22 protein-coding genes are annotated in these 23,703 nt (G+C 63.6%); 10 read left to right on the top strand and 12 right to left on the bottom strand.

Translation table 11 applies throughout. The features are described from left to right. The 3 genes from hemJ (at position 1) to QGV54_RS18120 (ending at position 2,452) form a co-directional block, all read left to right on the top strand. A complete protein-coding gene (gene hemJ / locus QGV54_RS18130; RefSeq protein WP_281019239.1) occupies positions 1 to 447 on the top strand; it encodes a protoporphyrinogen oxidase HemJ in 447 nt (148 codons plus the stop codon). A 71-nt stretch (positions 448 to 518) separates the two neighbouring features. After that, complete coding sequence (locus QGV54_RS18125; RefSeq protein WP_281019240.1) at positions 519 to 2,138, top strand: AMP-binding protein; 1,620 nt, start codon at positions 519 to 521, stop codon at positions 2,136 to 2,138. A gap of 23 nt (positions 2,139 to 2,161) precedes the next feature. After that, positions 2,162 to 2,452, top strand: coding sequence for a DUF1330 domain-containing protein (locus tag QGV54_RS18120; RefSeq protein WP_281019241.1), 291 nt, complete (start codon positions 2,162 to 2,164; stop codon positions 2,450 to 2,452). 52 nt (positions 2,453 to 2,504) lie between these two features. Here QGV54_RS18120 and QGV54_RS18115 read toward each other — a convergent pair whose 3' ends face one another. The 8 genes from QGV54_RS18115 to QGV54_RS18080 form a co-directional block, all read right to left on the bottom strand. Then, positions 2,505 to 2,858, bottom strand: coding sequence for a VOC family protein (locus QGV54_RS18115; protein ID WP_281019242.1), 354 nt, complete (start codon positions 2,856 to 2,858; stop codon positions 2,505 to 2,507). 20 nt (positions 2,859 to 2,878) lie between these two features. Further along, entirely contained in the window at positions 2,879 to 3,883 is a 1,005-nt protein-coding gene (locus tag QGV54_RS18110) for a sulfotransferase (protein ID WP_281019243.1), read from the bottom strand. A 141-nt stretch (positions 3,884 to 4,024) separates the two neighbouring features. Further along, positions 4,025 to 5,002: a quinone oxidoreductase gene (locus QGV54_RS18105; RefSeq protein ID WP_281019244.1), complete on the bottom strand. Its 978-nt coding sequence runs from the start codon at positions 5,000 to 5,002 to the stop codon at positions 4,025 to 4,027. Positions 5,003 to 5,640: 638 nt separating this feature from the next. Continuing rightward, the gene (locus QGV54_RS18100) at positions 5,641 to 6,339 is read right to left on the bottom strand and encodes a dienelactone hydrolase family protein (protein WP_281019245.1); all 699 of its coding nucleotides are present in this window, start codon (positions 6,337 to 6,339) and stop codon (positions 5,641 to 5,643) included. A gap of 193 nt (positions 6,340 to 6,532) precedes the next feature. After that, on the bottom strand, positions 6,533 to 7,237 hold the full coding sequence (locus tag QGV54_RS18095) for a hypothetical protein (protein WP_281019246.1): 705 nt from the start codon (positions 7,235 to 7,237) through the stop codon (positions 6,533 to 6,535). Next, a complete protein-coding gene (locus QGV54_RS18090) occupies positions 7,234 to 8,871 on the bottom strand; it encodes an RNA-directed DNA polymerase (RefSeq protein WP_281019247.1) in 1,638 nt (545 codons plus the stop codon). The genes QGV54_RS18095 and QGV54_RS18090 overlap by 4 nt, the downstream gene beginning before the upstream one ends. A 49-nt stretch (positions 8,872 to 8,920) precedes the next feature. After that, positions 8,921 to 9,397, bottom strand: coding sequence for a methylated-DNA--[protein]-cysteine S-methyltransferase (locus tag QGV54_RS18085; protein ID WP_281019248.1), 477 nt, complete (start codon positions 9,395 to 9,397; stop codon positions 8,921 to 8,923). Positions 9,398 to 9,428: 31 nt separating this feature from the next. Beyond that, positions 9,429 to 11,474, bottom strand: a complete 2,046-nt coding sequence (locus tag QGV54_RS18080; protein WP_281019249.1) for a thioredoxin domain-containing protein — start codon at positions 11,472 to 11,474, stop codon at positions 9,429 to 9,431. Between the two features lie 102 nt (positions 11,475 to 11,576). Between QGV54_RS18080 and QGV54_RS18075 the strand changes: the two genes are divergently transcribed. The 6 genes from QGV54_RS18075 to QGV54_RS18050 all read left to right on the top strand — a co-directional run bounded on the left by QGV54_RS18075 (position 11,577) and on the right by QGV54_RS18050 (position 17,733). Further along, positions 11,577 to 11,825, top strand: coding sequence for a DUF6489 family protein (locus QGV54_RS18075; protein ID WP_281019250.1), 249 nt, complete (start codon positions 11,577 to 11,579; stop codon positions 11,823 to 11,825). A gap of 54 nt (positions 11,826 to 11,879) precedes the next feature. Further along, complete coding sequence (gene mnmE, locus QGV54_RS18070) at positions 11,880 to 13,235, top strand: tRNA uridine-5-carboxymethylaminomethyl(34) synthesis GTPase MnmE (protein WP_348637675.1); 1,356 nt, start codon at positions 11,880 to 11,882, stop codon at positions 13,233 to 13,235. 97 nt (positions 13,236 to 13,332) lie between these two features. Beyond that, entirely contained in the window at positions 13,333 to 15,231 is a 1,899-nt protein-coding gene (mnmG, locus tag QGV54_RS18065; RefSeq protein WP_281019251.1) for a tRNA uridine-5-carboxymethylaminomethyl(34) synthesis enzyme MnmG, read from the top strand. A 4-nt stretch (positions 15,232 to 15,235) separates the two neighbouring features. Next, complete coding sequence (gene rsmG, locus QGV54_RS18060; protein WP_281019252.1) at positions 15,236 to 15,856, top strand: 16S rRNA (guanine(527)-N(7))-methyltransferase RsmG; 621 nt, start codon at positions 15,236 to 15,238, stop codon at positions 15,854 to 15,856. Further along, positions 15,837 to 16,640, top strand: coding sequence for an AAA family ATPase (locus tag QGV54_RS18055; protein ID WP_348637646.1), 804 nt, complete (start codon positions 15,837 to 15,839; stop codon positions 16,638 to 16,640). Before rsmG ends, QGV54_RS18055 begins: the two co-directional genes overlap by 20 nt. Positions 16,641 to 16,800: 160 nt before the next feature. After that, positions 16,801 to 17,733, top strand: coding sequence for a ParB/RepB/Spo0J family partition protein (locus QGV54_RS18050; protein WP_281019253.1), 933 nt, complete (start codon positions 16,801 to 16,803; stop codon positions 17,731 to 17,733). A 72-nt stretch (positions 17,734 to 17,805) separates the two neighbouring features. On the opposite strand, the gene holA is transcribed toward QGV54_RS18050, so the two are convergent. The 4 genes from holA to QGV54_RS18030 all read right to left on the bottom strand — a co-directional run bounded on the left by holA (position 17,806) and on the right by QGV54_RS18030 (position 22,655). After that, complete coding sequence (holA, locus tag QGV54_RS18045) at positions 17,806 to 18,855, bottom strand: DNA polymerase III subunit delta (protein WP_281019254.1); 1,050 nt, start codon at positions 18,853 to 18,855, stop codon at positions 17,806 to 17,808. 4 nt (positions 18,856 to 18,859) lie between these two features. Beyond that, positions 18,860 to 19,423: a hypothetical protein gene (locus tag QGV54_RS18040; protein ID WP_281019255.1), complete on the bottom strand. Its 564-nt coding sequence runs from the start codon at positions 19,421 to 19,423 to the stop codon at positions 18,860 to 18,862. Then, a complete protein-coding gene (gene leuS, locus QGV54_RS18035) occupies positions 19,423 to 22,029 on the bottom strand; it encodes a leucine--tRNA ligase (protein ID WP_281019256.1) in 2,607 nt (868 codons plus the stop codon). The genes QGV54_RS18040 and leuS overlap by 1 nt, the downstream gene beginning before the upstream one ends. 143 nt (positions 22,030 to 22,172) lie before the next feature. Continuing rightward, the gene (locus QGV54_RS18030; protein ID WP_281019257.1) at positions 22,173 to 22,655 is read right to left on the bottom strand and encodes a DUF3576 domain-containing protein; all 483 of its coding nucleotides are present in this window, start codon (positions 22,653 to 22,655) and stop codon (positions 22,173 to 22,175) included. Positions 22,656 to 22,824: 169 nt separating this feature from the next. Between QGV54_RS18030 and QGV54_RS18025 the strand changes: the two genes are divergently transcribed. Further along, positions 22,825 to 23,655, top strand: a complete 831-nt coding sequence (locus QGV54_RS18025; RefSeq protein ID WP_281019258.1) for a hypothetical protein — start codon at positions 22,825 to 22,827, stop codon at positions 23,653 to 23,655. The last annotated feature ends 48 nt before the right edge of the window (positions 23,656 to 23,703 follow it).

Raw genomic sequence — 23,703 nt, 5'->3', positions numbered from 1 at the left:
ATGAGTGAATATTACGACCTGTTCAAGGCGCTGCACATCATCAGCGTCATCTCCTGGATGGTGGGCATGCTCTATCTGCCGCGGCTGTTCGTCTATCACGTGGATGCGGCGCCGGGTTCCGACACCTCGGAGACCTTCAAGGTCATGGAACGGCGGCTGATGAAGGCGATCATCAACCCGGCGATGATCGCCAGTTTCATCTTCGGCGGGCTGATGCTGTGGATCGGCTTCGACCTGGGGATCTTCACCATGGCGGACGGCTGGCTGCATACCAAGCTGCTGGCTGTGGTCCTGCTGGCGGGGGCGCACGGGGTGCTGAGCAAGCGACGCCGGGAGTTCGAGGCGGACCAGAATACGCGCTCGACGCGCTATTTCCGCATCCTGAACGAGGTTCCGACGCTGCTGATGATCATCATCGTCTTCATGGTGATCCTGAAACCCTTCTGACGCACTGGTGATCCCTGGCGGGAATGGGATAGGCTTCGGCAGGTTTCACGCCCTGGGGAGGGATCACGACAATGCATCAGACCGTCCATGCCCTGTTTCAGGAGGCTGCGGCGGATTCGCCGGACAATGCCTTTCTCGCCTGTCCGGCCTATCCGGGGCGCGCCTATCATCCTGACGGCGTCGAGTTCACCTATGGTCAGGTCCGGGATGCGGTCGCACGGCTGACGGCGCTCTACCGGGATGCGGGCTATGGCCTGGGTCACCGGGTGGCGCTGCTGATGGAGAACCGGCCGGAGCATTTCTTTCACCTGCTGGCGCTGAACGCGGTCGGCGCATCCTGCGTGCCGGTGAACCCGGACTATACCCACGATGAAACCCTTTATCAGATGCAGCATTCGGATGCGGATCTGGCGGTGGTGATCGCAGATCGGGTGGAACGGATGCAGGCGGTTGCCGCCGACCGGCCGGAGAAGGTGCTGCATGTGGTCAATGCCGACGACCTGCCGGCGGCCCTGCCCGGGCCCACCACCAGCGCGGCGCCGGGCGAACCGGGCCCGGAGACGGAGGTGGCGCTGTTCTATACCTCCGGCACCACGGGGCGCCCCAAGGGCTGCGTCATCACCAATTTCTACTTCCTGAACGCCGGGGAGTGGTACTGGAACATGGGTGGCCACTTCACGATGGAGCGGGGGGTGGAGCGGCTCTACAACCCGCTGCCGGTCTTCCACATGAACTGCGGCGCGGTGACCTTCGTCTGCATGATGCTGGGCCGCAACTGCCTGATGGTGCCGGACCGGTTTCATCCGACCCGCTGGTGGAAGGACCTGGTGGACCTGCGGGCCACGGCCTTCCATTACCTGGGCATCGTCGCGCCGGTGCTGCTGAAGCAGCCGGAGTGCCCGGAGGAGAAGCAGCACAATTGCCGCTTTGCCCTGGGGGCGGGGATGGAACCGGAGATGCATCCCCTGTTCGAGGAACGGTTCGGCACCAGGCTGGTGGAAGTCTGGGGCATGACCGAGACGGGCCGGATCTTCGGCGATTGCCATGATCCACGGCAGATCACCACCCGCGCCTTCGGGCGGCCCTTTGGCGGGCTGGAGGCGAAGGTCGTCGATGATGACGACAATGAAGTTCCGCGCGGCGCGGAAGGCGAACTGCTGGTGCGCTGGGGCGGGCCGGAAGGGCCACGGCACGGGTTCTTCTCCGGCTACCTGAAGAATCCGGAGGCGACGGCGGAGGCCTGGAAGGGCGGCTGGTTCCACACCGGCGATGCGGTGCGCCAGGACGAGAGCGGCATGCTGTTCTTCGTCGATCGCAAGAAGAACATCATCCGCCGCTCGGGCGAGAACATCGCCGCCGCCGAGATCGAGGCAACGATTCAGGCCATGGACAAGGTGGCCCAGGTGGCCGTCATGCCCGTGACCGACGAGATGCGTGACGAGGAGGTGATGGCCTGCGTCGTGCCCATGGCCGGGATCGCGCCAACTGCTGAATTCGCAAGGGAAATCCAGGAATGGTGCCTGGAGAAGATCGCCTATTACAAGGCGCCTGGCTGGCTGTATTTCCTCGATGCGCTGCCGGTCACCGGCACCCAGAAGGTGCAGAAGCAGGAGATCTTCCCCAAGGATACGGATCCCCGTGCGGCGGAGGGTGTGCACGACCTGCGCGACACCAAGAAGCGCCGCCGCTGAAGCTCGACGGAGACCCTGCACCCATGAGCGCCTATCTGGTTCTCGACTTCGCCATCCATGACCTGCGTGGCTTCATGGAATATGCCGACAATGTCCCCGCCTTCCTGGCGAAACACGGCGGGCGCTACATCGTGAAGGGTGTCGTGCCGAAGGTGATGGAGGGGGACTGGTCACCGGAGCGCATGGTGATCCTGGAGTTTCCCAGTAGTCGGCATGCGGAGGATTTTCTGGCCGATCCGGAGTTCCGGACCCTTAAGGACGTGCGCCTGCGCACCACCGACAGCAAGCTGGTGCTGGTGGAGGGCTGTGACTGAGGGCTTTGACTGCGCTGCCGCAGCCGTCAGAAGCGGGGCCAGCGCCGGACCCTCAACTGAAATAAGGATCTTCCGCGTCCTTGAGCTGGCACAGGTTGCCGTCCGGGTCGCGGAACCGGGCGGTGATGCCCCAGTCGTGGGTCTGGACCTCGACGGCGATGCCCTTCGCCTCCAGCTCCCGCGCGCGCTCCGGCACGTTCATGACGTTGAAGCGCAGCATGATGCCGCGCGTCTGCCCGACCTGGCCGTCGCGTTCGACCATCAGGTAGCTGTCACCGAAGCGGAAACAGGTCAGCGTCGGCTTCTCGTACCAGACCGGCAGTTCCAGCAGATCGCGGTAGAAGCGGACGCAGCCTTCATAGTCGGCGCAGAACAGCACCACGCCGTGATTGATGACATCTCTCATGCGCCCATCATGACACGGGATCAGGCGGCGGCGGTTGCGTTTTCTGTCACGGTTTCGGCCCGTTCCTCGCCATGGCCGATGATCGCCATGGTTTCCTCCAGCGAATAGAAGACGTCGGCGATGTCGGTGTTCTTCTGGTACAGCGCCGTACGCTCCACCGCCGGGTGCTTCTGGATGGAGCGGAAATAGCGTTCCGCCGTCAGGCTCTTGCCTACATATTTGGCGAAGACAGCGGATTCATGGCTGGTGTCGGGCGCCGCACCTGGCTCCATCACGCCCAGGAATTCGGCGATGGAGGCCAGGACCGGCTGGCGGTTGTCGATCAGATCCTCGAACTTCACGAACAGGGTGCGGTTGACCACGTCCGGATCATCGAAGGGATAGAGCTCGAACGGCTTGCGGTACTGGTTGATGGCGCGCGGAATATCGCCGTAGCGCTCCAGCAGGGAGGCAATGCCGGTGATCGGGTGCCGCACCATGAAGATGATCTTGGCCGCCGGGTACATCTTCAGGATCGCGTCGATGCGCATGGCGTTGTCGGGCGTCTGCTCGCCGTAGATGTGTCCCTTCGCTCCAACGGAATGCACGAACTCGGCATAGAGCGCGGTGATCGTGTTGGCCCAGGTCGGGTTCTCCGGGTCATAGCGCGCCATGTAGCGGTCGAACTGCATGTTCTGCAGGTAGGTCTTGTGTGCGAAACGGTCCTTGGTGACGTCGGAGCGGGCCGAGTTCACCATGTTCTCGTAATAGGTCGCGTGATAGATCGACTTGTGCAGGAATGGCGTCACCTTCGCCTTGGTCACGAAGTCCACCAGGGTCTCGCATTCCTCCAGCTTCAGCCCGTCCACATCGCCGTCCTGGCTGACCACATGGCGCATCAGGTCCTGGAAGTTGGCCAGCCGCGTGAGGATCGTGGTCCCCTGCATGGCACAGATCTCGGGGTACTGGTCCAGCATGGCGCAGGTCACCGTGGTGCCGCTGCGCTCCGAGCCTGCGATGAAGAAATCAATCCGTTCCGGCGCCATCGGGTGCCTCCTCTCACGACTGTTCATGCCGAGGAGAGTGAACCGGTGGGGTAAACATGGGGTTAACCATGTCTGGCAGCGCAAGGGAGAAGGGGAGACGGCGCGCCGGTGGCCGCAGACGCGCCAGTCTCCGTGCCCCTGCTACGGGAGAAGCACCGTGCTGCCGCTGGTCCGGCGTCCCTCCAGGTCCGCATGGGCCTGTGCCGCATCGGAGAGGGCGTAGCGCTGGTTGATCTCGATGCTCACCTTGCCGGATCCCACCATGTCGAACAGGCGGCTGGAGGACAGCTCCAGGTCGGCGCGGGTGGCGGTATAGGTCATCAGCGTCGGGCGGGTCATGTAGAGCGAGCCCTTGCCCGAGAGAATCCCCGGCGCGAACGGTGGCACGGGGCCGGAGGCATTGCCGAAATTGACGTAGAGACCGCGCGGTTGCAGGCAGTCCAGCGACTTCTCCCACACCGTGGCCCCCACCGAGTCATAGACCACCGGCACGCCCTTGCCGTCGGTCAGCTCCATCAGGCGGGCCTGGAAGTCCTCCGCATTGTAGTCGATGACCTCGTCATAGCCGTACTGCTTCGCCTGGGCGCATTTCTCCGGCCCGCCGGCGGTGCCGATGGCCCGGACCCCCAGCGCCTTCAGCCACTGGCCCGCGATCAGGCCGACGCCCCCGGCGGCGGCATGGAACAGCACCGTGTCGCCGGAGCGGCATTCGTAGGTGCGATGCACCAGATATTCGGTGGTCATGCCCTTCAGCATCATGGCCGCGGCCTGCTCGTCGCTGACCGTGTCCGGCACCTTCACCGCCTTGTCCGCCGGGAACAGCCGCACCTCCGCATAGGACCCGATCGGACCCCCGGCATAGGCCACCCGGTCCCCGGCGGCCAGGTGCGTCACGCCTTCGCCCACGGCCTCCACGATCCCGGCGGCCTCCATGCCGATCCCCATGGGCATCGACGGGGCCGGATAGAGCCCGGTGCGGAAGTAGACATCGATGTAGTTCAGCCCGATGACCGTATGCCGGATGCGGATCTCGCCCGGGCCGGGATCGCCGACCTCGACATCCTCGAAACGCATCTGCTCGGGACCGCCCACCTCGTGAACGCGGATTGCCTTGACCATTTTCTCTGTGTCCTTTGGTTCTTTACGTCATGAGCGCCCGGAGAGCGCAGGCATCACTCCTTCCCCCTCGATGGGGGAAGGTCGGGAAGGGGGTGAGTGGGCGCAGCCGAACGACCGTTGACCCATCGTGCCGCAGCCTAGCCGCATGGCCCGCTGCTCGCCACCGCCAACCGCACCGTGCCCGGGCTCAGTTCGGGGACGCATCAGTGCCGCGCGAACGCCGGGGAGAGGACTCGCGGATCAAGTCCGCGAGAGCCGTGGTGAGGGGGCGTTGCCGGTGGTTTACATGCCGCCCCACCCCAACCCGCCGTGCCCGGGCTTGCCCCGGATACTCTGCAATGCTGCGCGGACGCTGGAGACTGGGCTCGCGGATCAAGTCCGCGAGCATCGTGAAGGGGGGAAGTTGGGAACCACCGCTCCACCCCAACCCACGCCGTACCCGGGCTTGACCCGGATACCCAGCAGTGCCGTGCGGACGCTGGAGACTGGGCTCGCGGATCAAGTCCGCGAGCTTCGTGAAAGGGGGGAAGTTGGGAACCACCGCCCCACCCCAACCCGACGTGCCCGGGCTTGACCCGGGTACCCAGCAGTGCCGCACAAATGCCGACGAGCGGGCTGACGTACCGAACCCGCTCCCCTCAGCCGAGCGCCTTGCGGAACAGGTCCAGCGTGCGGCTGTTGGCCAGATCGGCGGAGGCCTGGTCGAAATGCTCGCCGCCCTGGCGGGCGAAGGCGTGATCCTGGCCCTCGTAGTCGTAGAGCGTCACATGGTCATGCCCGTCCAGCGCCGAGTGCATCGCCTGCTGCTGCTCCGGCGGCACGAATCCGTCCGCTGTCGGCACATGCAGGATCAGCGGCCCGGTGATGCTCTGCGCCTCGTCCAGCATGTCGGCGATGCCGACGCCGTAATAGCCCGACGCCGCGTCCGCATCCGTCCGCGTCATGGTGAGGTACGCCAGCAGCCCGCCCAGGCAGTAGCCGGTGGCGCCGACCTTGCCGGTGCAGCCGTCCACCTTGCGCAGCGCGTCGATGGTGGCCTGCACGTCCTCCATGCCCTTGGGCACGTCGAAGGCCTTGAAGCACTCGAAGGCGCGGCCCCAGTCGGCCTCCGTCTTGTCGGTCAGTTCGATCCCCGGCTCGATGCGCCAGAACAGGTCGGGGCAGAGCGCCACGAACCCTTCCGAGGCCAGCCAGTCGGCGGTTGCCCGCATGACGTCATTGACGCCAAAGATCTCCTGGATGACCACAACCCCCGGCCCGGTACCGGACGCCGGCATCGCCAGATAACCCCCGAATTCCTCACCCGCCTTCGTGGTGATCGTCGTATTGAGCCCCATGATGCTCTCCTCCCGCCTGTTTCACGTGAAACGAGGTCCACGCCTGAAATGTGTGACGGGATGGTAGGCAGGGGGCGGGGTCTGGGCAAGGGGAGGAAAGGTTGGTGATGTCAGGGTCCGATAACTATCGGTGCATGAAATCTTATTGAGCGTTGTGTACAGAATGTGATTGCCAAACGGCGCTTTGATCAAACTAACGTGACAGTTCACCGCTTGAGAAAACCTGAATAATTAGGGCAAACAGATCCTGTGCTGTGCGTCCAGAAATATCACTACAAAGCTCACCAACTGGTATCTCAAACGATACCCCTCTCCTTGGATTTACCAAGCCCATCATTGGTATTTCAACTTCACCAGCCGCAGCATTCAGCGCGGCATATGTTAAGAGTTGTCTAAGATCTGCACTTCGAAATGATCGATCGACTGTCTTAACTTCAAACAGCGTGGTCCTTGTCAAAATATCGCCTTCGGAAGCATCTACGAAACCGCAACCTTTGAACAAAGGGCGGGTTCTGACCGGTAAATTTGCTCCATTGAAAAAATCCATAAGTCTCTTTTCAATTTCAAGAACTTCATTCTTCTCGTCTTTCTGCAGGGGAAGCTCCAGGTCAACTCCGCGCCCGACGAATGGGCGAAGTCTACGAGTGGCCTCATTCCACGATTCTGCAAAAAGATGGCTCCTACCCCTTCTTCTTCCCTTACTCTGGTGTCTCTCCACCATCAAAGAGAATGCGAGTTCTGCTATGAGAGCCTTTCGACCCTCTTTATCCGAAGCCATAGGAACATCAAACCTTTCAATATACTCCAAATTGAGCCTACGCGTGAAATGCTCCAACATCGGAGCAACCTCAGCCCAAAAGGCGTTATAGGATGATGAGAAAGTTGCAGCGTCAATCACAATGGGACGCTCCATTCTTGTTGTAAACCTTTCTTTTCACTTGCCCATTGAAGAATGAATTCCTCAAATGGATCAAATTCCTTTTTCATATGATCTCGCCAATGTTTTCCCTCATCTCTCAGGATGAAGGAAGAGGCAATAAAGGCGCGCCTCTCTGGCGCGCTTAATTCTCTGTATCGGTTTTTGAGGTCAGACAGCCAATACCATTCGCCCCACCTGGCCATGACCAAAATTATGTCTCTACGAACGAGTTCTGATGGCCGTGTATCAAAAAGTTTCTGGAGAAGCAGTTGAGTTTCTGAAGTGTTCCTGTGAGATAGGACACGAATCGCAAAACTTAGATGTATGTCTACGCGAAAAACGTGCGAATCTTGGTTGATAAGCTGCTGAATCCTATCTATTACCGAAGTTTGAGTGTCAATTTCTAGATCATCAAATTGGTCATCGATCATCATCAATACGGATGAAAATATGGGATAGAGAACATCACAATTTTCCAAAACAGACAAGACTGCATCTTGCTTTGTACTTCCTTCAAGAAATTTGATTGCAGATATAATTTTGCGAGCGAGAGAAGTATGAACCCGGCTCTTGGCCAGTTCTTGCTTTAGCAAACCAATTATATCAAATTTTTTAACTTCTGCCTTTAGCGCTTCGTAGTCGTCATCGGCTGTCGGCGAGTATGGGTCGAACCTAAGTGAAAAGCGCATCAAGGTGTTGCGAGTATGGTCTGCTGGCGGATCGACGATCTGATTGCCCCCAGTTTCTTGCTCACCTTTGATTGGATTCGTAGCTTTGAATTCAGCAGAACTCATAATTCTAGTTTTTGATTTTTGTAGAGTTAGTCCTTGGTTTATAAACAATTTCTCCGATAAATAAATTAAAAACCTATATGCGTCTTCCTTGGACTGTGAAAAAAGATGGTAGTCATCCGCAAATCTTGTGAACACAATACCCTTAGAATTTAGCAACTTGTCTACTTGATTTATCGTGATTTCGGACAAGAGGCGAGCAGCAGGTCCTCCGATAGGCAAACCAAAAGAGTTGGTGTTTGAAAAATTGGAAAGAAAGCTCATAATTTTTTTCGGATATGGAGTATCGCCAGCGACTTGTCTAAGCGCATTCTCGAGCCGGTGATGACCAAGTCTAGGATAGAATTCCGATATGTCACATATAACTGTGAATGGATGAATCTCTGCAAGCTTTAGAGACCTCCTCATAAATTGTAACCAGCCGGTATCGCGATCAAAAATGTCGCCAGTTTCTTTGTTAGGATTAAAACGATATGAAAAAATTGTCTCATGATCTTGGCCAATTCTCGCTTCTTCAATTTTAGTGCCAATACTTATAACTGACGCAAGGAAATGCATGTTCCAAATAGGGTCGATCTGCGTAGCCCAACGAAAGCCAGAATAGGTTGCCGGTGTCAATGAACTGACGTTCTTGGGGGGATATTGGATCAAATATTCTTCGAAATTTTCATCATATTTCTTGATCAATGATATTAATTCTGGTTGCTTGTCGAAGAATGCGTGGTTCTCGAACGGAAAAGGGAATATGTCCGTGTCGCCATGTCGAATGACGTTCTGAACTGATAATTCGGCTGCGGATGCAAATTCTGTTTTCTTTACCATTATTTATGTTCCTCAATTGAACAGACGATCTTTGGCGATTTCGTCTTTCCTACAACAACGCCCCCTCATGCCTCAGCAGCCACACCTTGTCCTCCACCCCACCGGCTGCCGAGAAACCGCCCATCTTGCCGTTGGCGGCGACGATGCGGTGGCAGGGGATGATGATGGGGATGGGGTTGTGGCCGCAGGCGGTGCCGACGGCGCGGGCGGAGGCGCCGAGTTCCTCGGCGACGCCGCCATAGGTGCGGACGTGGCCCTTCGGGATGCGTTGCATGATGTGCCAGACCAGGCGCTGGAAGGTGGTGCCTTCCGGGCGGACGGACAGGTCGAAGGCGTCCAGCTCGCCCGCGAAATAGGCGCGGAGCTGCCGGTCGGTCTCCGCGATCAGCGGGTGTTTCAGGGCGATCTCGGTGGGAGTGACCTCATCGTCGGGCTCCTCCACCTTCCAGCGCAGTTCGGTGATGGCGTCATCATCGATGCGCAGCCGGATCGGCCCCAGCGGGCTGTCCAGGATGGTTGTCAGCATCGGCCTGTCTCCCCCGTCCCTGCGGCTCCCGTCAGCTTGCCTCCGTCAGGGCCTGCGCCAGCTGTTCCGGGTCCGTGATGGGCAGGCCGCAGACCATCTGCCGACAAAGATACGCGGTTGGCGTGCCCTGCGCCATGGTCTTGCCACTTGCGGGGTGGTGATCGGGCAGGCTGGCGTCCGGAGCAATGCGGGACAGCAGGCGGTCCGGCCCGGCGCTGGTCGCCACGGCGCGCAGCAGGGCATCGGTCTCCATGCTGTCCGGCGGGCCGACCACCACCACATCCTGCGCCGCCATGTCGAAGGCGACCGCGTTCAGGGCGGTGGCGATGGGGAAGAAGTTCCGCGTCACCTGATCGGCCACCACGTCGGTCAGGGCCTGCAGCCGCTGCCGCCAGGCGGGCTTGCCGGTCAGGCGCCAGAGCCGCGACAGGTTCCCGATCATCACGCCATTGCCGTTGGGGGTGGCATTGTCGCCCAGGCCCAGGCTGCGCACGATCAGCGCCTCCGCATCGTCGGCGGTGAAGTGATAGGCACCGCTGCCCGGCTCCAGGAAATGCCGCTCCAGGGTTTCGGTCCAGGTGGTGGCGAGATCCAGATAGCGCGCATCGCCGGAGACCTCGTGCAGCGCCAGCGCGCCGCAGATCATGCCGGCATGATCGTCCAGCATGCCGGAGATCCGCGCCTCCCCCTTGCGAAAGCTGTGGTGCAGGCGGCCCTCACCGTCGCTCATATCGCGGACCACGGCGTCGAAGGCCTGGCGCGCGGCGTCGATCCAGGTCGGCTCGGCGAAGGTGGTGCCGGCCTCCACCAGCGCCGCGATCATCATGCCGTTCCAGTCGGCCAGCACCTTGTCGTCCCAGCCCGGCCGGACCCGCCCGGCGCGGTGGGCCAGCAGTCGGGTGCGGCAGTCGGCCAGCATGGCCTCCGTCTCCGCATCCATCAGGTCCGGCTGCAGGCGGCGGTTGAGGATGTTGTGGCCTTCGAAATTGCCGTCGGGGGTGACGTCGTAATGGCTCTTGAACAGGGCCGCATCGACGCCCAGGACGGCATCCACCTCGGCCTCGTCCCAGACGTAGAACTTGCCCTCGACGCCCTCCGAATCCGCGTCCAGGGTGGCGGCGAAGGCCCCGTTCTCCGCCACCATCTCGCGCAGCACCCACTCCGCCGTCTCCCGGATGCGCTGTTCCAGCAGGGGATGGCGCTCCCGCCGCCAGACCTGGGTCATCAGCATCAGCAGGGCGGAATTGTCGTAGAGCATCTTCTCGAAATGCGGCGCCAGCCACTCCGCATCGACCGAATAGCGCGCGAACCCGCCGCCCAGATGGTCATAGATGCCGCCCTGCGCCATGCGGATCAGGGTGTTCATCACCGCGTGGCGCATCTGCGGGTTGGCGGTGCGCAGGTGGGCGCGCCAGACCATCTCCAGAATCGGCACCTGCGGGAACTTCGGGGCCTGGCCGATGCCGCCATGGGTCGGATCGAACTCCTGCAGCAGCCGCTCCGCCGCGCGATCCAGTACATCCACCGTGATCTGCGGGCGGCTTTCCGCATCCGGCAGCTTCGCGTTCTGCTGCAGGCCGTTGGTCAGGGCCTCGACATTCTTCACGATGGTGTCGCGGTCGGTCTCATAGACCTCCCGCACCCGCTCCAGCACCGCGGGGAAGCCGGGGCGGCCATAGCGTGTCTCTGGCGGGAAATAGGTGCCGCCCCAGAACGGCTTGCCCTCCGGCGTCAGGAACATGGTCAGCGGCCAGCCGCCCTGTTCCCCCAGCATGGCCAGCGCCGTCTGGTAGATGGTGTCGATGTCCGGTCGCTCCTCCCGATCCACCTTGATGTTCACGAACAGCTCGTTCATCAGCGCCGCGACCGCCGGGTTCTCGAAGCTTTCGTGCGCCATGACGTGGCACCAGTGGCAGGCCGCATAGCCGACGGAGAGCAGCACGGGCTTGCCAGTGCGCGCCGCCTCGTCCAGTGCCGCCTGGGACCAGCCCTGCCAGTGCACCGGATTGTCCGCGTGCTGCACCAGATAGGGGCTGGTTTCCCGGTCGAGGTTGTTGCGGGCGAAATCGAGGGTCATGCGCTGGCTGCTCCCGGAACCTGTTGGCGATGGCCACCATTGCCGCGAGGGGGCGGAATGGGGTCATATGGTCTGTCTCTTCCTGACCATAGGACGGCCATCATGAAAGTCACCATCGACATAGACTGCACGCCTGAGGAAGCCAGGACCTTCATGGGCCTGCCCGATGTGCAGCCGATGCAGCAGCGTCTGCTGACCGAACTGGAGGAGCGGCTGCGCCAGAACGTGCGGGACATGGAACCGGAGGCGCTGATGAACAAGTGGCTGCCGCTGGGCATGCAGGGCATGGAGAACATCCAGAAGGCCATGTGGTCCACCATGATGAACGCGGGCAAGAAGCCGACGGAATGACCGCCCGGAATTCCCGGACCCCGCCCGCAACCTGACCTTTCGGGGGATCGCGCCATCAGCTCCGCCGATACCATCCATGCGCTGTCCAGTGCGCCGGGCCCCGCCGGTGTTGCAGTCGTGCGCCTGTCCGGGCCGGCAACCCGTGCCGCGCTGATCGCGTTTGCCGGGGATCTGCCGTCTCCCCGCCGTGCCGCGCTGCGGACGCTGAATGATCCCGCGACGGGGGAGGTGCTGGACCGGGGGCTGGTGCTGTGGTTCCCGGCGCCCAACAGCTACACGGGGGAGGATCTGGCCGAGCTGCACGTGCATGGTGGACGGGCGGTGCTGGACGGCCTTTTCCGGGCGCTGGCGGCACAGCCCGGCCTGCGCACGGCGGAGGCGGGGGAGTTCACCCGCCGCGCGGTGGCAAACGGCAAGCTCGACCTGACGGCGGCGGAGGGCATCGGTGACCTGATTGCCGCCGAAACCGCGGCGCAGCGGCGGCAGGCCCTGCGGCAGGCGGATGGTCACCTGGCCGACCTCTACCAGGGCTGGAGCGCCGATCTGGTGGCCGTCCTGGCCTGGATGGAGGCCTGGCTGGATTTCCCCGACGAGGATCTGCCGGACAGTCTGGTGCCCGAAACCACGGCCCGGCTGGCGGCGCTGCGCGGCCATATTGCCGGACACCTGGCGGAGGCGCGGCAGGGGGAAAGGGTGCGGACAGGGCTTCAGGTCGCCATTGTCGGCGCGCCGAACGCGGGAAAGTCGACTCTGCTGAACGCCCTGGCACAACGGGACGTCGCCATCGTCACGGCGGAGCCGGGCACGACGCGGGACGTGCTGGAGGTGCAGCTCGACCTCGGCGGCCACGCCGTCACCCTGCTGGATACGGCGGGTCTCAGGGAAACGGAGAATGCCGTCGAGCGGGAGGGGATCCGACGGGCGCGGGAACGGGCCGGTAGTGCGGATGTGGTGGTCCATCTGGTGGCGGCCGGGACTCATTCCGCACCGCTGGAACTGGCTCGCGCTGCACCGGGTGAGCCTGCGCCGCCGGTCATTTCCGTGCGCAGCAAGGTGGACCTCCCACACGATCCGGAACCCCAAGATATGGTGTCATCATCTGTCATCGACCTCTCGGTCATGAGCGGTGAGGGCCTACCGGTCCTGCTGCGCCGACTGACGGACATGGCACGTGACCTGACTGAAACCGGGGGCTCGGTGCCCCCGACACGCTGGCGCCATCGCGAAAGCCTGGCCCACACGGTGGCGGCGCTGGACCGCGCGCAGGAGGGCCTGAGCAACGGGCTGCCGCTGGAGCTGGTGGGGGAGGATCTGCGCATGGCGATCCGCGCGCTCGGCCGGATCACGGGCAAGGTGGATGTGGAGGATCTGCTGGATGTGATCTTCCGGGATTTCTGCATCGGCAAGTGACCGGCGCACACCTGTTTCACGTGAAACAGCACATCCGCGACCCTTGTCAGGCCCGCACCGCATTGACTCGCGCGGCATCAGGAGTAGAAGCAGGCCCATGAACAGCGACAACGGCACATTCTGGGATGTCATCGTCATCGGTGGTGGCCACGCGGGCTGTGAAGCCGCAGCGGCGGCGGCCCGCACCGGCGCACGGACGCTGCTGCTGACCCACCGCCTGGACACCATTGGCGAGATGTCCTGCAACCCGGCCATCGGCGGACTGGGCAAGGGCCATCTGGTGAGGGAGATCGATGCGCTGGACGGGGTGATGGGGCGCGTCGCCGATGCGGCCGGAATCCAGTTCCGTCTGCTCAACCGGTCCCGCGGCCCTGCCGTTCGCGGGCCACGGGCGCAGTCCGACCGCAAGCTCTATCGCACTGCCATGCAGGCCATACTGGCGGAACAGGGTGGTCTGACCCTGAAGGGTGCCGCCGCCGAAGACCTGGTCATTGACCGGTCGGGGGACCACCCGCGTGTGACCGGTGTGGTCACCTCCGATGGTGAAGTCCTACCCGCCGGTCGGGTGGTCCTGACCACCGGCACCTTCCTGCGCGGCCTGATCCATATCGGTGAAAAACGCATCCCGGCCGGGCGGGCAGGGGAAGCTCCGGCGACCGGCCTGGCCCTGACCCTGGAACGTGCCGGCTTTGCTCTCGGACGTCTGAAGACGGGAACGCCGCCGCGACTGGATGGCCGCACCATCGACTGGTCGGCCCTCGACGAACAGAAGGGTGATGAACCACCCGTGCCGTTTTCCTTTCTGACGAAGGCAATCACCACGCCGCAGATCTCCTGCCACATCACGGAGACCAACCCGGCGGTGCATGACATCATCCGGGCCAATCTCTCCCGCTCGCCCATGTACTCGGGCCAGATCGAATCCACCGGGCCGCGCTATTGCCCCTCCATCGAGGACAAGGTGGTGCGGTTCGCGGACCGGACACGGCATCAGGTGTTCCTGGAACCGGAGGGGCTCGACGACGACACGGTCTATCCCAACGGGATCTCCACCAGCCTCCCGGAAGACGTGCAGCACGACCTGCTGCGCCACATGCCTGGTCTGACCAACGCCCGTATCATCCGTCCCGGCTACGCCATTGAATATGACTACGTCGATCCGCGAGAGCTGCATCACAGTCTGGAGACGCGGCGGATCGGTGGTCTCTATCTCGCGGGTCAGATCAATGGAACCACCGGATACGAGGAGGCTGCGGCCCAGGGTCTGGTCGCCGGCCTGAATGCGGCCCGCGATGCAGGGGGTCTGACACCCTGTATTCTCGATCGGGCCGAAGCCTATATCGGGGTCATGATCGATGATCTCGTCACCCGGGGTACGGCGGAGCCCTATCGCATGTTTACCTCCCGCGCAGAGTACCGCCTGTCGCTGCGGGCCGACAATGCGGACCAGCGTCTGACAGCCCGTGGTGTGGCGATGGGCTGTGTCGGACAGGCGCGGGCGCGTGACTACAATGCCAAGGCTGAGACCTTGGCGGCCGCCCGTGACATGGTGGCCGGACTGAACCTGACGCCCCAGGAAGCCCGCCGCCACGGCCTGCAGGTCAACCTGGATGGCGCCCGTCGTACAGCCGCCGACCTGTTGCGCTACCCCGGGATCGACCTGTCTGACCTGATCCGCGTCTGGCCGCAGTTGTCCGCCTATGATGCCGACGTGCGGGAACAGTTGGAGATCGACGCGGTCTACGCCGGCTATCTGGAACGGCAGCAGGCGGACATCGTCGCCTTCCGCAAGGATGAGTCGCTGGTATTGCCGGCCGACCTCGATTTCTCTGTGATCAGTGGCCTGTCCAACGAGATGGTTGAGAAGCTGCAGCGCGCGCGCCCGGCCACGCTTGGCCAGGCCGGACGGATCCCGGGTGTTACTCCGGCTGCATTGACCCTGTTGCTGGCCCATGTGCGGCGTGGCGTCGGTGTTGCCCGTACACCCGCAGGCTGACGCCATGGATGCGGAGGGGTTCAGGAAGCGGAGTGGTGTTTCACGTGAAACAGTGACCCGCCTGCAGGCTCTCGAAACCCTCCTGAACCGCTGGAACCCGCGCATCAATCTGGTCGCACGCTCCACCCTGAACCAGTTCTGGTCCCGCCATGTCCTAGATTCCTGGCAGCTCGTGCCGCTGGTTCCGGCTGCGGCCCGAAGCTGGATCGATCTGGGCAGCGGGGGCGGATTTCCCGGACTTGTGGTGGCTGCAACCCATTCCGCGCATGTGACCCTGATCGAGTCCGATGCCCGCAAGTGTGCCTTCCTGCGGGAAGCCGCGCGGACCATGGGCCTCGACATCACCGTGGTCACAAGCCGGATCGAAACGGTGACGGATCTCAGGGCCGATGTGGTCAGTGCCCGTGCCCTGGCGCCCCTGCCGAAGCTGTTCGAATGGATCGAACCCTTCATGCAGACGGACAGCGTTGGTGCCTTTCTGAAGGGTCAAGATATTGAGAGTGAGTTGACCGCGGCCACGAAATGTTGGAAATTCTCCTGGGAGCGTCATCAGAGCCTCAGTGACGGGGCTGGCTCCGTACTCCTGGTTCGGGGGCTTGAACACCATGGAAATGCCAACCGGTAGCAGACTCGCCCGCAAACTGGCCGTCGTGAACCAGAAGGGCGGCGTCGGCAAGACGACCACCGCGATCAATCTCGGAACCGCCCTGGCGGCGGTCGGACGCAAGGTGCTGCTGGTCGATCTGGACGCGCAGGGCAACGCCTCCACCGGACTGGGGATCGACCGGGCGAAACGCGACCGCACTTCCTACCATCTGTTGGTCCGGGCCTCGACGGTAGGGGCGACCATCGTACCGTCCGCCATACCCAATCTGGACATCATTCCGGCCTCGGTAGAACTGTCCGGTGCGGAGCTGGAACTGGTAGAACTGAACCCGCCGCAGCGCCAGCTTGATGAAGCCCTGCGACCGGTGATGCGCGATTATGACTTCATCCTGATCGACTGCCCGCCCTCCCTGAATCTGGTGACGGTCAACGCCATGGTCGCGGCGGATGCGGTGCTGGTGCCCCTGCAGTGCGAGTTCTTTGCGCTGGAGGGCCTGTCGCAACTGCTCTCCACCGTCGATCGGGTCCGGCGCACCCTGAATCCGAAGCTGGAAGTGCAGGGGATCGTGCTGACCATGTTCGACCGGCGCAACCGGCTGTCGGAACAGGTGGCCGATGATGTCCGCGCCCATCTGGGCGCCAAGGTCTATGACACGATCATTCCGCGCAATGTCCGGGTATCGGAAGCGCCCTCGCATGGACGCCCCGCCCTGTTGTATGATCACCGCTGTGCCGGCAGCCAGGCCTATATCCAGCTTGCCGGTGAGATGCTGCGACGGGAGCGGCAGCGGACGGCGGCCTGACGGGCGACATGTCTGGTGGCTCCGCAGGCGGTCAGGCGGGTATCGCCGGGGTGGACCCCCGCCAGGCCGATTTCCGTCCTGTTTCAAGGAGTTGTCCGCCCGGGCGCGGGCAGGACCGGTCGATAGGACCGACGATGCGGTTCAGGGAGCCAGCAGAGAAATGACCTTCAACGACGATTCCGGTGATCAGCAGCGACCCAGGCCGGATGCGGTGAACAGCGGTCGCAACCCGTCCTCCCGCGGTCTCGGTCGCGGCCTTTCCGCCCTGCTGGGGGAGGAGGTCGGCGAGAATGATCGGGTCCTCGACCGCGCCCGTGGCCTGAAACAGGTTCCCGTGGCCTACCTGCGCCCCGGCAAGTTCCAGCCCCGCCAGGCCTTCGACGAGGACGAGCTTGCGACCCTGGTGCAGTCGATCAACCGCCAGGGCATTCTGCAGCCGCTCATCGTCCGGCGTCTGCCGGGGGAAGAGGAGAACTACGAGATCGTCGCGGGTGAGCGGCGCTGGCGCGCGGCACAGATCGCACAGCTGCACGAAGTTCCGGTGATCATCCGCGAACTGAGCGACACGGAGACGCTGCAGATCGCGCTGATCGAGAACATCCAGCGCCAGGATCTGAACCCGATGGAAGAGGCGGAGGGCTACCAGCGGCTGATGCGGGAGTTCGGCCATTCCGCTGCGGACATTGCCGAAGCGGTCGGCAAGAGCCGCAGTCACGTGGCCAACGCAGTGCGTCTGCTGTCCCTACCGGATGACGTCAAGTCCTACGTCCGGTCGGGCGAACTGACGGCAGGTGCGGCGCGGGCGGTGATCACCGCCGACGACCCGGCGAGCCTTGCGCGGGAAGTGGTGGAGCGTGGTCTGAACGTTCGCGACGTCGAGGCGATCCGGCGTCAGTTCAAGCAGGGAAGCGAGAGCAGGCCGAAGCCTGAGTCCCGCAAGGACGCGGATACCGCGGCTCTTGAGCAGAGCCTGGCCGATGCCCTGGGGCTGAAGGTGGAGATCCGGCACAAGGGCACGAAGGGTGAAGTGCGCATTGCCTATCGCACACTGGAGCAGCTGGACGAGGTCTGCCAGCGGCTCACACGGACCTGACCGGTTGGAATCGAAGGCGTAGTGCCTGTCACCGGTAGGACCCTCTATCCGGGCCGGGTTCGGTATGCCTGACTAGAACCTGCGACTGCGCTTTGCCATACCCTGGGCTGCGGTACCGAGCCGGAGCAGCAGATCCCGATAGACCAGATTCTCCGAAAGCTGACCGGATCGTCCACGGATGTCCGCCTCCACGATCAGACGTCGGGCCGTGGCCCTACGGTCGGAGGGCCAGTAGTCCGCCATGCGCCGGAACGCGTCCTGGCGGGAGTGGGGAAAGATCCGCAGGCCCTTCAGGGCGGTATCGACCGGCCTGCCGGCCTGGCGTGCGGCATCGAGCGCATCGAAACGGTCGAACTGGGTCAGCAGGGATGTGATGGTGATGATCGGGTGGGTCTTCTCGGCCATGCTCTTGTCGAACAGGCGCAGGGCCTGCGCCGTGTCCCCGCCGAGGCAGGCAAAGGCAATGGTCTCGAAGCCGACGGCTGAACTGTCCCCCAGTGCCGCCTCCACATCGGCCACCGTGATTTCCTGCTTCGGGTCGCCGACGTAGAGGGTCAGCATGCGGATGGTCTCGCGATTCATGCGCCGATCCGGCCCCAGACGGGCCAGAAGAGCCTGTCTGGCGTCGCCGAGAATGCGAAAATCCTCCTCACGCAGGATTTCGTCGACGAGACGGTCCATCGTACCGGCGTCATCGGGGTAGCAACCAATGGCTACTGCGTTGATAACCTTGGCAGAAGCGACCCGACTGCGCAGTTTCTGGTTAGGGCGCACATCGCCCAGTTCGACCGTCACAAGGGAGCCCACTGGATTGTCCAGCCAGGACTCCACCGCACGGGAGGCCCCGGCCCCGCTGGCGTTGACCACGCGGATGACGCGCTCCCCGCCAAACATGCTGACCTGGGCCGCCTCGTCCGAAAGCCGTGCGGGATCCTCCGCCAGGGTATCGCCTTCGATCCGCAGGATGTCGTCGGCCCCGGCGCGCTCGCCCAGACGCATGCGCGCCACCGCCATGGCCCGTTCGGCGGCGAGACCCGTATCCGGTCCGTAGAAGAGATAGAGGCGAATGTCGGGATGGATGCGGCCCAGCTTGCTGTCGGCGTCCCGTCCCTTCCACTCCATAGGACTATCTGTCCCGCAGTGCCAGAAGCAGCCGCGTGCGGATGGCCTCGCCCACCTGTTTCCCGGCCAGCCGTTCGGCATCGCGCTGGCCGACCAGCGTTGCGAAGGTATCGGCGACGACATTGTAGGCCACGGTGCGCCGGACCTGGCCGGTCTCGTAGGTGGTCAGGCCGGCGGCATCCTGCAGCTGCCAGCTCACATTGACGATGACATTCACCCGCGCGGCTGACTCGTCAGCCTGAATGGCAACCCGTTCGGTATCGGTCCTCATCTGGGACCGCAGCCGGTACTTCGGCTGGATGCCGCTCTGTCGGTCGCCGATACCGTACAGTATCGCCAGCCGCATGGCCTGGCCGATCCGGCCCGGGGGCTGGTCCACACTGACCGTGCGCAGGCTGTCGGCGACAGATCCGCCGCCCGGGGCATAGACCGGTTCGAACCCGCAGGCGGCGCACACCAGCACCAGACCCAGGAGGCCCGTGCGCAGCAGCGCGGAGAGACCTCCGGCACCGGCACGCGCGCGGCCTGCCTGTCGTCCGATTCCCCATGTGCGTTCGCTATCCGGCATCAGACCACAATATTGACGATCCGGTTGGGCACAACGATGACCTTGCGCACGGGCTTGCCGTCAATGGCGCGCACGACGTTCGGTGCCTCCAGCGCGGCGGCGCGCACGGTCGCCTCATCGCTGTCCTTCGCGATCTCGATCACCGCCCGCTTCTTGCCGAGTACCTGGACGGCGATGCTGACCACATCCTCCGCCACCAGCGCCGGATCGGCCTCCGGCCACGGCGCATCGACCAGCAGGCCGGAACCGTCCAGCATCTCCCAGGCTTCCTCCGCCATGTGCGGGGTCAGCGGTGCCATCAGGCGGACCAGGGTCTCGACGGCGAAGCGCCGGACGGACCTGTCAGCCGCGGAATCGCCACGCAGCTTCTCGATGGCATTGGTCAGCTGATGCAGCCGCGCCACCGCCTTGTTGAAGTGGAACCGCTCCAGATCATCGGTGAACCCGGCAATGGTGCGATGGGCGGTGCGCAGAAGCTCATCCGCGGCGGAGCCTGCCTCGGGCGCGGCTGCGCCATCGGCTGCCGCACCGTCCTGCACTGTCTGGCGCACGGCGCGCCAGGCCCGCTGCAGGAACCGCCAGGCCCCGTTGACGCCCTCGTCCGACCACTCCAGATCGCGCTCCGGCGGGCTGTCGGAGAGCATGAACCAGCGCGCGGTATCCGCGCCGTACTTGCCGATGATCGCGCCGGGATCGACGGTATTGTTCTTCGACTTGCTCATCTTCTCCAGCGGCCCCTCGACCACTGCGGCACCGGTGCCGGCCTGGATCAGGCTGCCGTCGGCGGCCTTCTCGACCTCCTGTGGATAGACCCAGATGTCGCCGCCGTTGGCATCGCGGCCGGCGTGATAGGTCCGGTGGGTCACCATGCCCTGGGTGAACAGCCCGTCGAACGGTTCGTCCAGCGCGCCGTATCCGCTCTGCCTCATCGCCCGCATGAAGAAGCGGGAATAGAGCAGGTGCAGGATCGCATGCTCGATGCCGCCGATGTACTGATCGACCGGCAGCCAGTAGTCGAACTCCTCCGGCCGTACCGGCGCATCCGCCGCGTCGGCGCTGGCGAAGCGCGCGAAATACCAGGATGAATCGACGAAGGTATCCATCGTGTCGGTCTCGCGCCGGGCATCGGCACCGCATTTCGGGCATGCCACGTCGCGCCAGGTCGGATGATGGTCCAGCGCGTTGCCGGGCCTGTCGAAGGTCACGTCCATCGGCAGGGCCACCGGCAGATCGGCGGCCGGAACCGGTACCACACCGCAGCTGTCGCAATGTATGACCGGGATCGGACAGCCCCAGTAGCGCTGACGGCTGAGGCCCCAGTCGCGCAGCCGGAAGTTCACGGTGCGCTCCCCGGTCTTCGCACTCTCGATCCGGTCGATGATCTCCGCCTTCGCATCCGGCACGGTCATACCGTCGAGGAAGCGCGAGTTGATCAGCAGCCCGTCGCCCGTGTACGCGGTGTCGCCGACTGTAAACGACGCCGCATCGCTGTCCGACGGGCAGACGACAGGGGTCACGTCCAGCCCGTACTTGCGGGCGAAGTCCAGGTCGCGCTGGTCGTGCGCCGGGCAGCCGAAGATGGCACCCGTGCCGTATTCCATCAGCACGAAGTTGGCGATGTAGACGGGCAGGGTGATGCTGTCATCCAGGGGATGACGCACGCGCAGTCCGGTGTCGAAACCCTTCTTTTCCGCGCGCTCCAGCGCCTCCTCCGAGGTGCCCATCTGGCGGCACTCCTCGACGAAGGCCTGCGCGCCGGGATTGTCGGCAGCGATCTGCTGGGCCAGCGGATGCTCCGCGGAGATGGCCATGAAACTGGCACCGAACAGGGTGTCGGGCCGGGTGGTATAGATGGTCAGACCGTCCTCGTGCCCCGGCACCGTGCCGTCGAAGGCGAAGGTCATGCGCAGACCCTCGGACCGGCCGATCCACTGGGTCTGCATGGCGCGCACCCGGTCGGGCCAGCGATCCATGGTGCCGAGGGATGACAGCAGTTCGTCGGAGAAGGCCGTGATGCGGAAGAACCACTGGGTCAGCTTGCGCTTCTCCACCACCGCGCCGGAACGCCAGCCACGCCCGTCGATGACCTGTTCGTTGGCCAGCACGGTATGGTCCACCGGATCCCAGTTCACCCAGCTCTCCCGGCGGTAGACCAGGTCCTGTTCCAGCATGTCGAGGAACAGGCGCTGCTGATGCTGGTAGTAGCTGACATCGCAGGTCGCGAACTCGCGCGACCAGTCGAGGCTGAGTCCCATGGACTTCAGCTCGGCCCGCATGTTGTCGATGTTGGCCCAGGTCCATTCCGCCGGATGCACCTTCTTGTCGCGCGCCGCATTCTCCGCGGGCAGGCCGAAGGCATCCCAGCCCATCGGGTGCAGCACGTTGAAGCCGCGGGCGCGCTTGTAGCGGGCGACCACGTCCCCCAGCGTGTAGTTGCGCACGTGACCCATGTGGATGCGTCCCGACGGATAGGGGAACATCTCCAGCACATAGTATTTCTCGCGGCCGGGTTCGGCCTCGGCGCGGAAGCTCTGGCGTTCGTCCCAGACCGCCTGCCACTTCGGCTCGGTCTCGGCGGGGTTGTAGCGTTCGTTCATGTCGGTCATGGCGGCTGTCATCTGTCGGCGATGGGAAATCGGATCATGGCGGGGCCCGGTCAGCCGATTCGCGCGCGGCGGCCTGGCGTGCGGGTCAGTCCTTGGGCGGGGGGCGCGTCACGGCAGCCGGATGGCGCGTGACCCGTCCCCGATCATAGCAGGCCGGATTCCTGGCGGAGCTGCAGGGCGCGGAACAGGATCGTCTCCTCCAGGTTCGTGCGCACCTTCTCGGTGGCGGGCAGATCGATCCACTGGCCGGTGCCACGCAGCTCCTGTCGGACAAGACCAACAGAGAAGGCATCCGGTGACAGGGACCGTGAGGTAAATGTCACATTCACACGGAAACGCTCCGTCGGTGCGGCGGCGGGGACATACCATTCGGTCCGGATCCGGCCTTCGCTTTCCGAAGCCTCTGTGATGGGCAGGAAGCCGAGTGTCTCCAGCGATGCCGTCCACAGGAACGGGTTGACGACAGAGCGTGCGGATACGGCCTGCTGCTGCTCACGTGCCGCAACGCGCTGACTCTCAACGGATTCCCCATCGCTGTCGCTGAAGGGATTGAGCGACGCGCACGCGCCAAGGGTCAGCGTGGCGAGGATCAGGAGCACCCTGGCCCCGCCGAAACGTGCTTTCATGTCTGCAATTCCGATGTTCTGAACATGCTCGTTCCGGTTCTATCCGACGTTCCGCGAGACCACAACAGGCGCTGTCACCGCGCGCGGCGGGATTGATTCACGGCAGGTGAGTGTGTAGTTCACTTTTCGAGTAACCGCGTCTTCATAGTTTGCTGAAATCGTGCGCCCCATGCCCAGTGCAGTTGCATCGACAGGTCCTGATCGCGAATGGCTCCGCCGTCTGTGCGGCACCATTGCCGTGCTTGTCACGCTTGGGGGCGGCAGCGCGCTTGCCGGCCCGGATCTGAAGGCTGGCGGTACGCTTCAGCTCGTGACCCCTTCCGAACAGTCGGTTCCCTCGGTCGGGCGCATCCGCGGCTCCGTCGCGCCTGCACTGGTTGATCTGCTGACCCTGACCCCGCGGGATGGCAGGCAGATCGGCGGTGGCCTGAACCTTTCGGTCGAACCTTCGGAAACGCAGACAGGGACCCCCCGCGTGGGCGTCGACTTCACCGACAGGGCCCTTGGTGTCGATTTCACCCTGTTCGGCAGCGTCGGCGACACGGCGCAGCGCTATGGCGTCTCCTCTCTGGCCCCGGCCGAGCCGGTGGCCCGTTTCGCGCTTTCGGCCGCATCGGTCGATCCGACCTTCGACCCGGAGCGTGGCAACGCCTGGCAGGTCGGTGGCCGCATTGGCTATGACGGCTTTTCCTTCGGGGCCGACCTGGCGCAGGGCGATGACCTGAAGCTCGGTCGCCTGCTGACCGACTACCGCCTGGGCATGAGCTATGCCGGGACCAACTGGCAGGTCGGCCTGAAATATGTCCGCAGCCTGTCGGAGCGCGAACAGCAGATCCCCGATACAGCCGACGCGCTGGAGATCGGCGGCGCCTGGCAGCTCAACGGCTCCATCGGCCTGGTGGGCGGCATCCAGTTCTGGGATCAGGGCTCGTCCGCCGGTCTGGACAGCGAGGCCAACCGCGACGCGCTGATCTTCCTGGGCACCCGCATCCAGTTCTGACGCCCGGGCGTCAGGCATCACGCTGCACATGAATGGACACGCGAAACG

The sequence above is a fragment of the Minwuia sp. IMCC3060 genome (genome assembly GCF_029909435.1).
Lineage (GTDB): Bacteria > Pseudomonadota > Alphaproteobacteria > Minwuiales > Minwuiaceae > Minwuia.
This window is presented reverse-complemented; position numbering and strand designations above follow the sequence as displayed.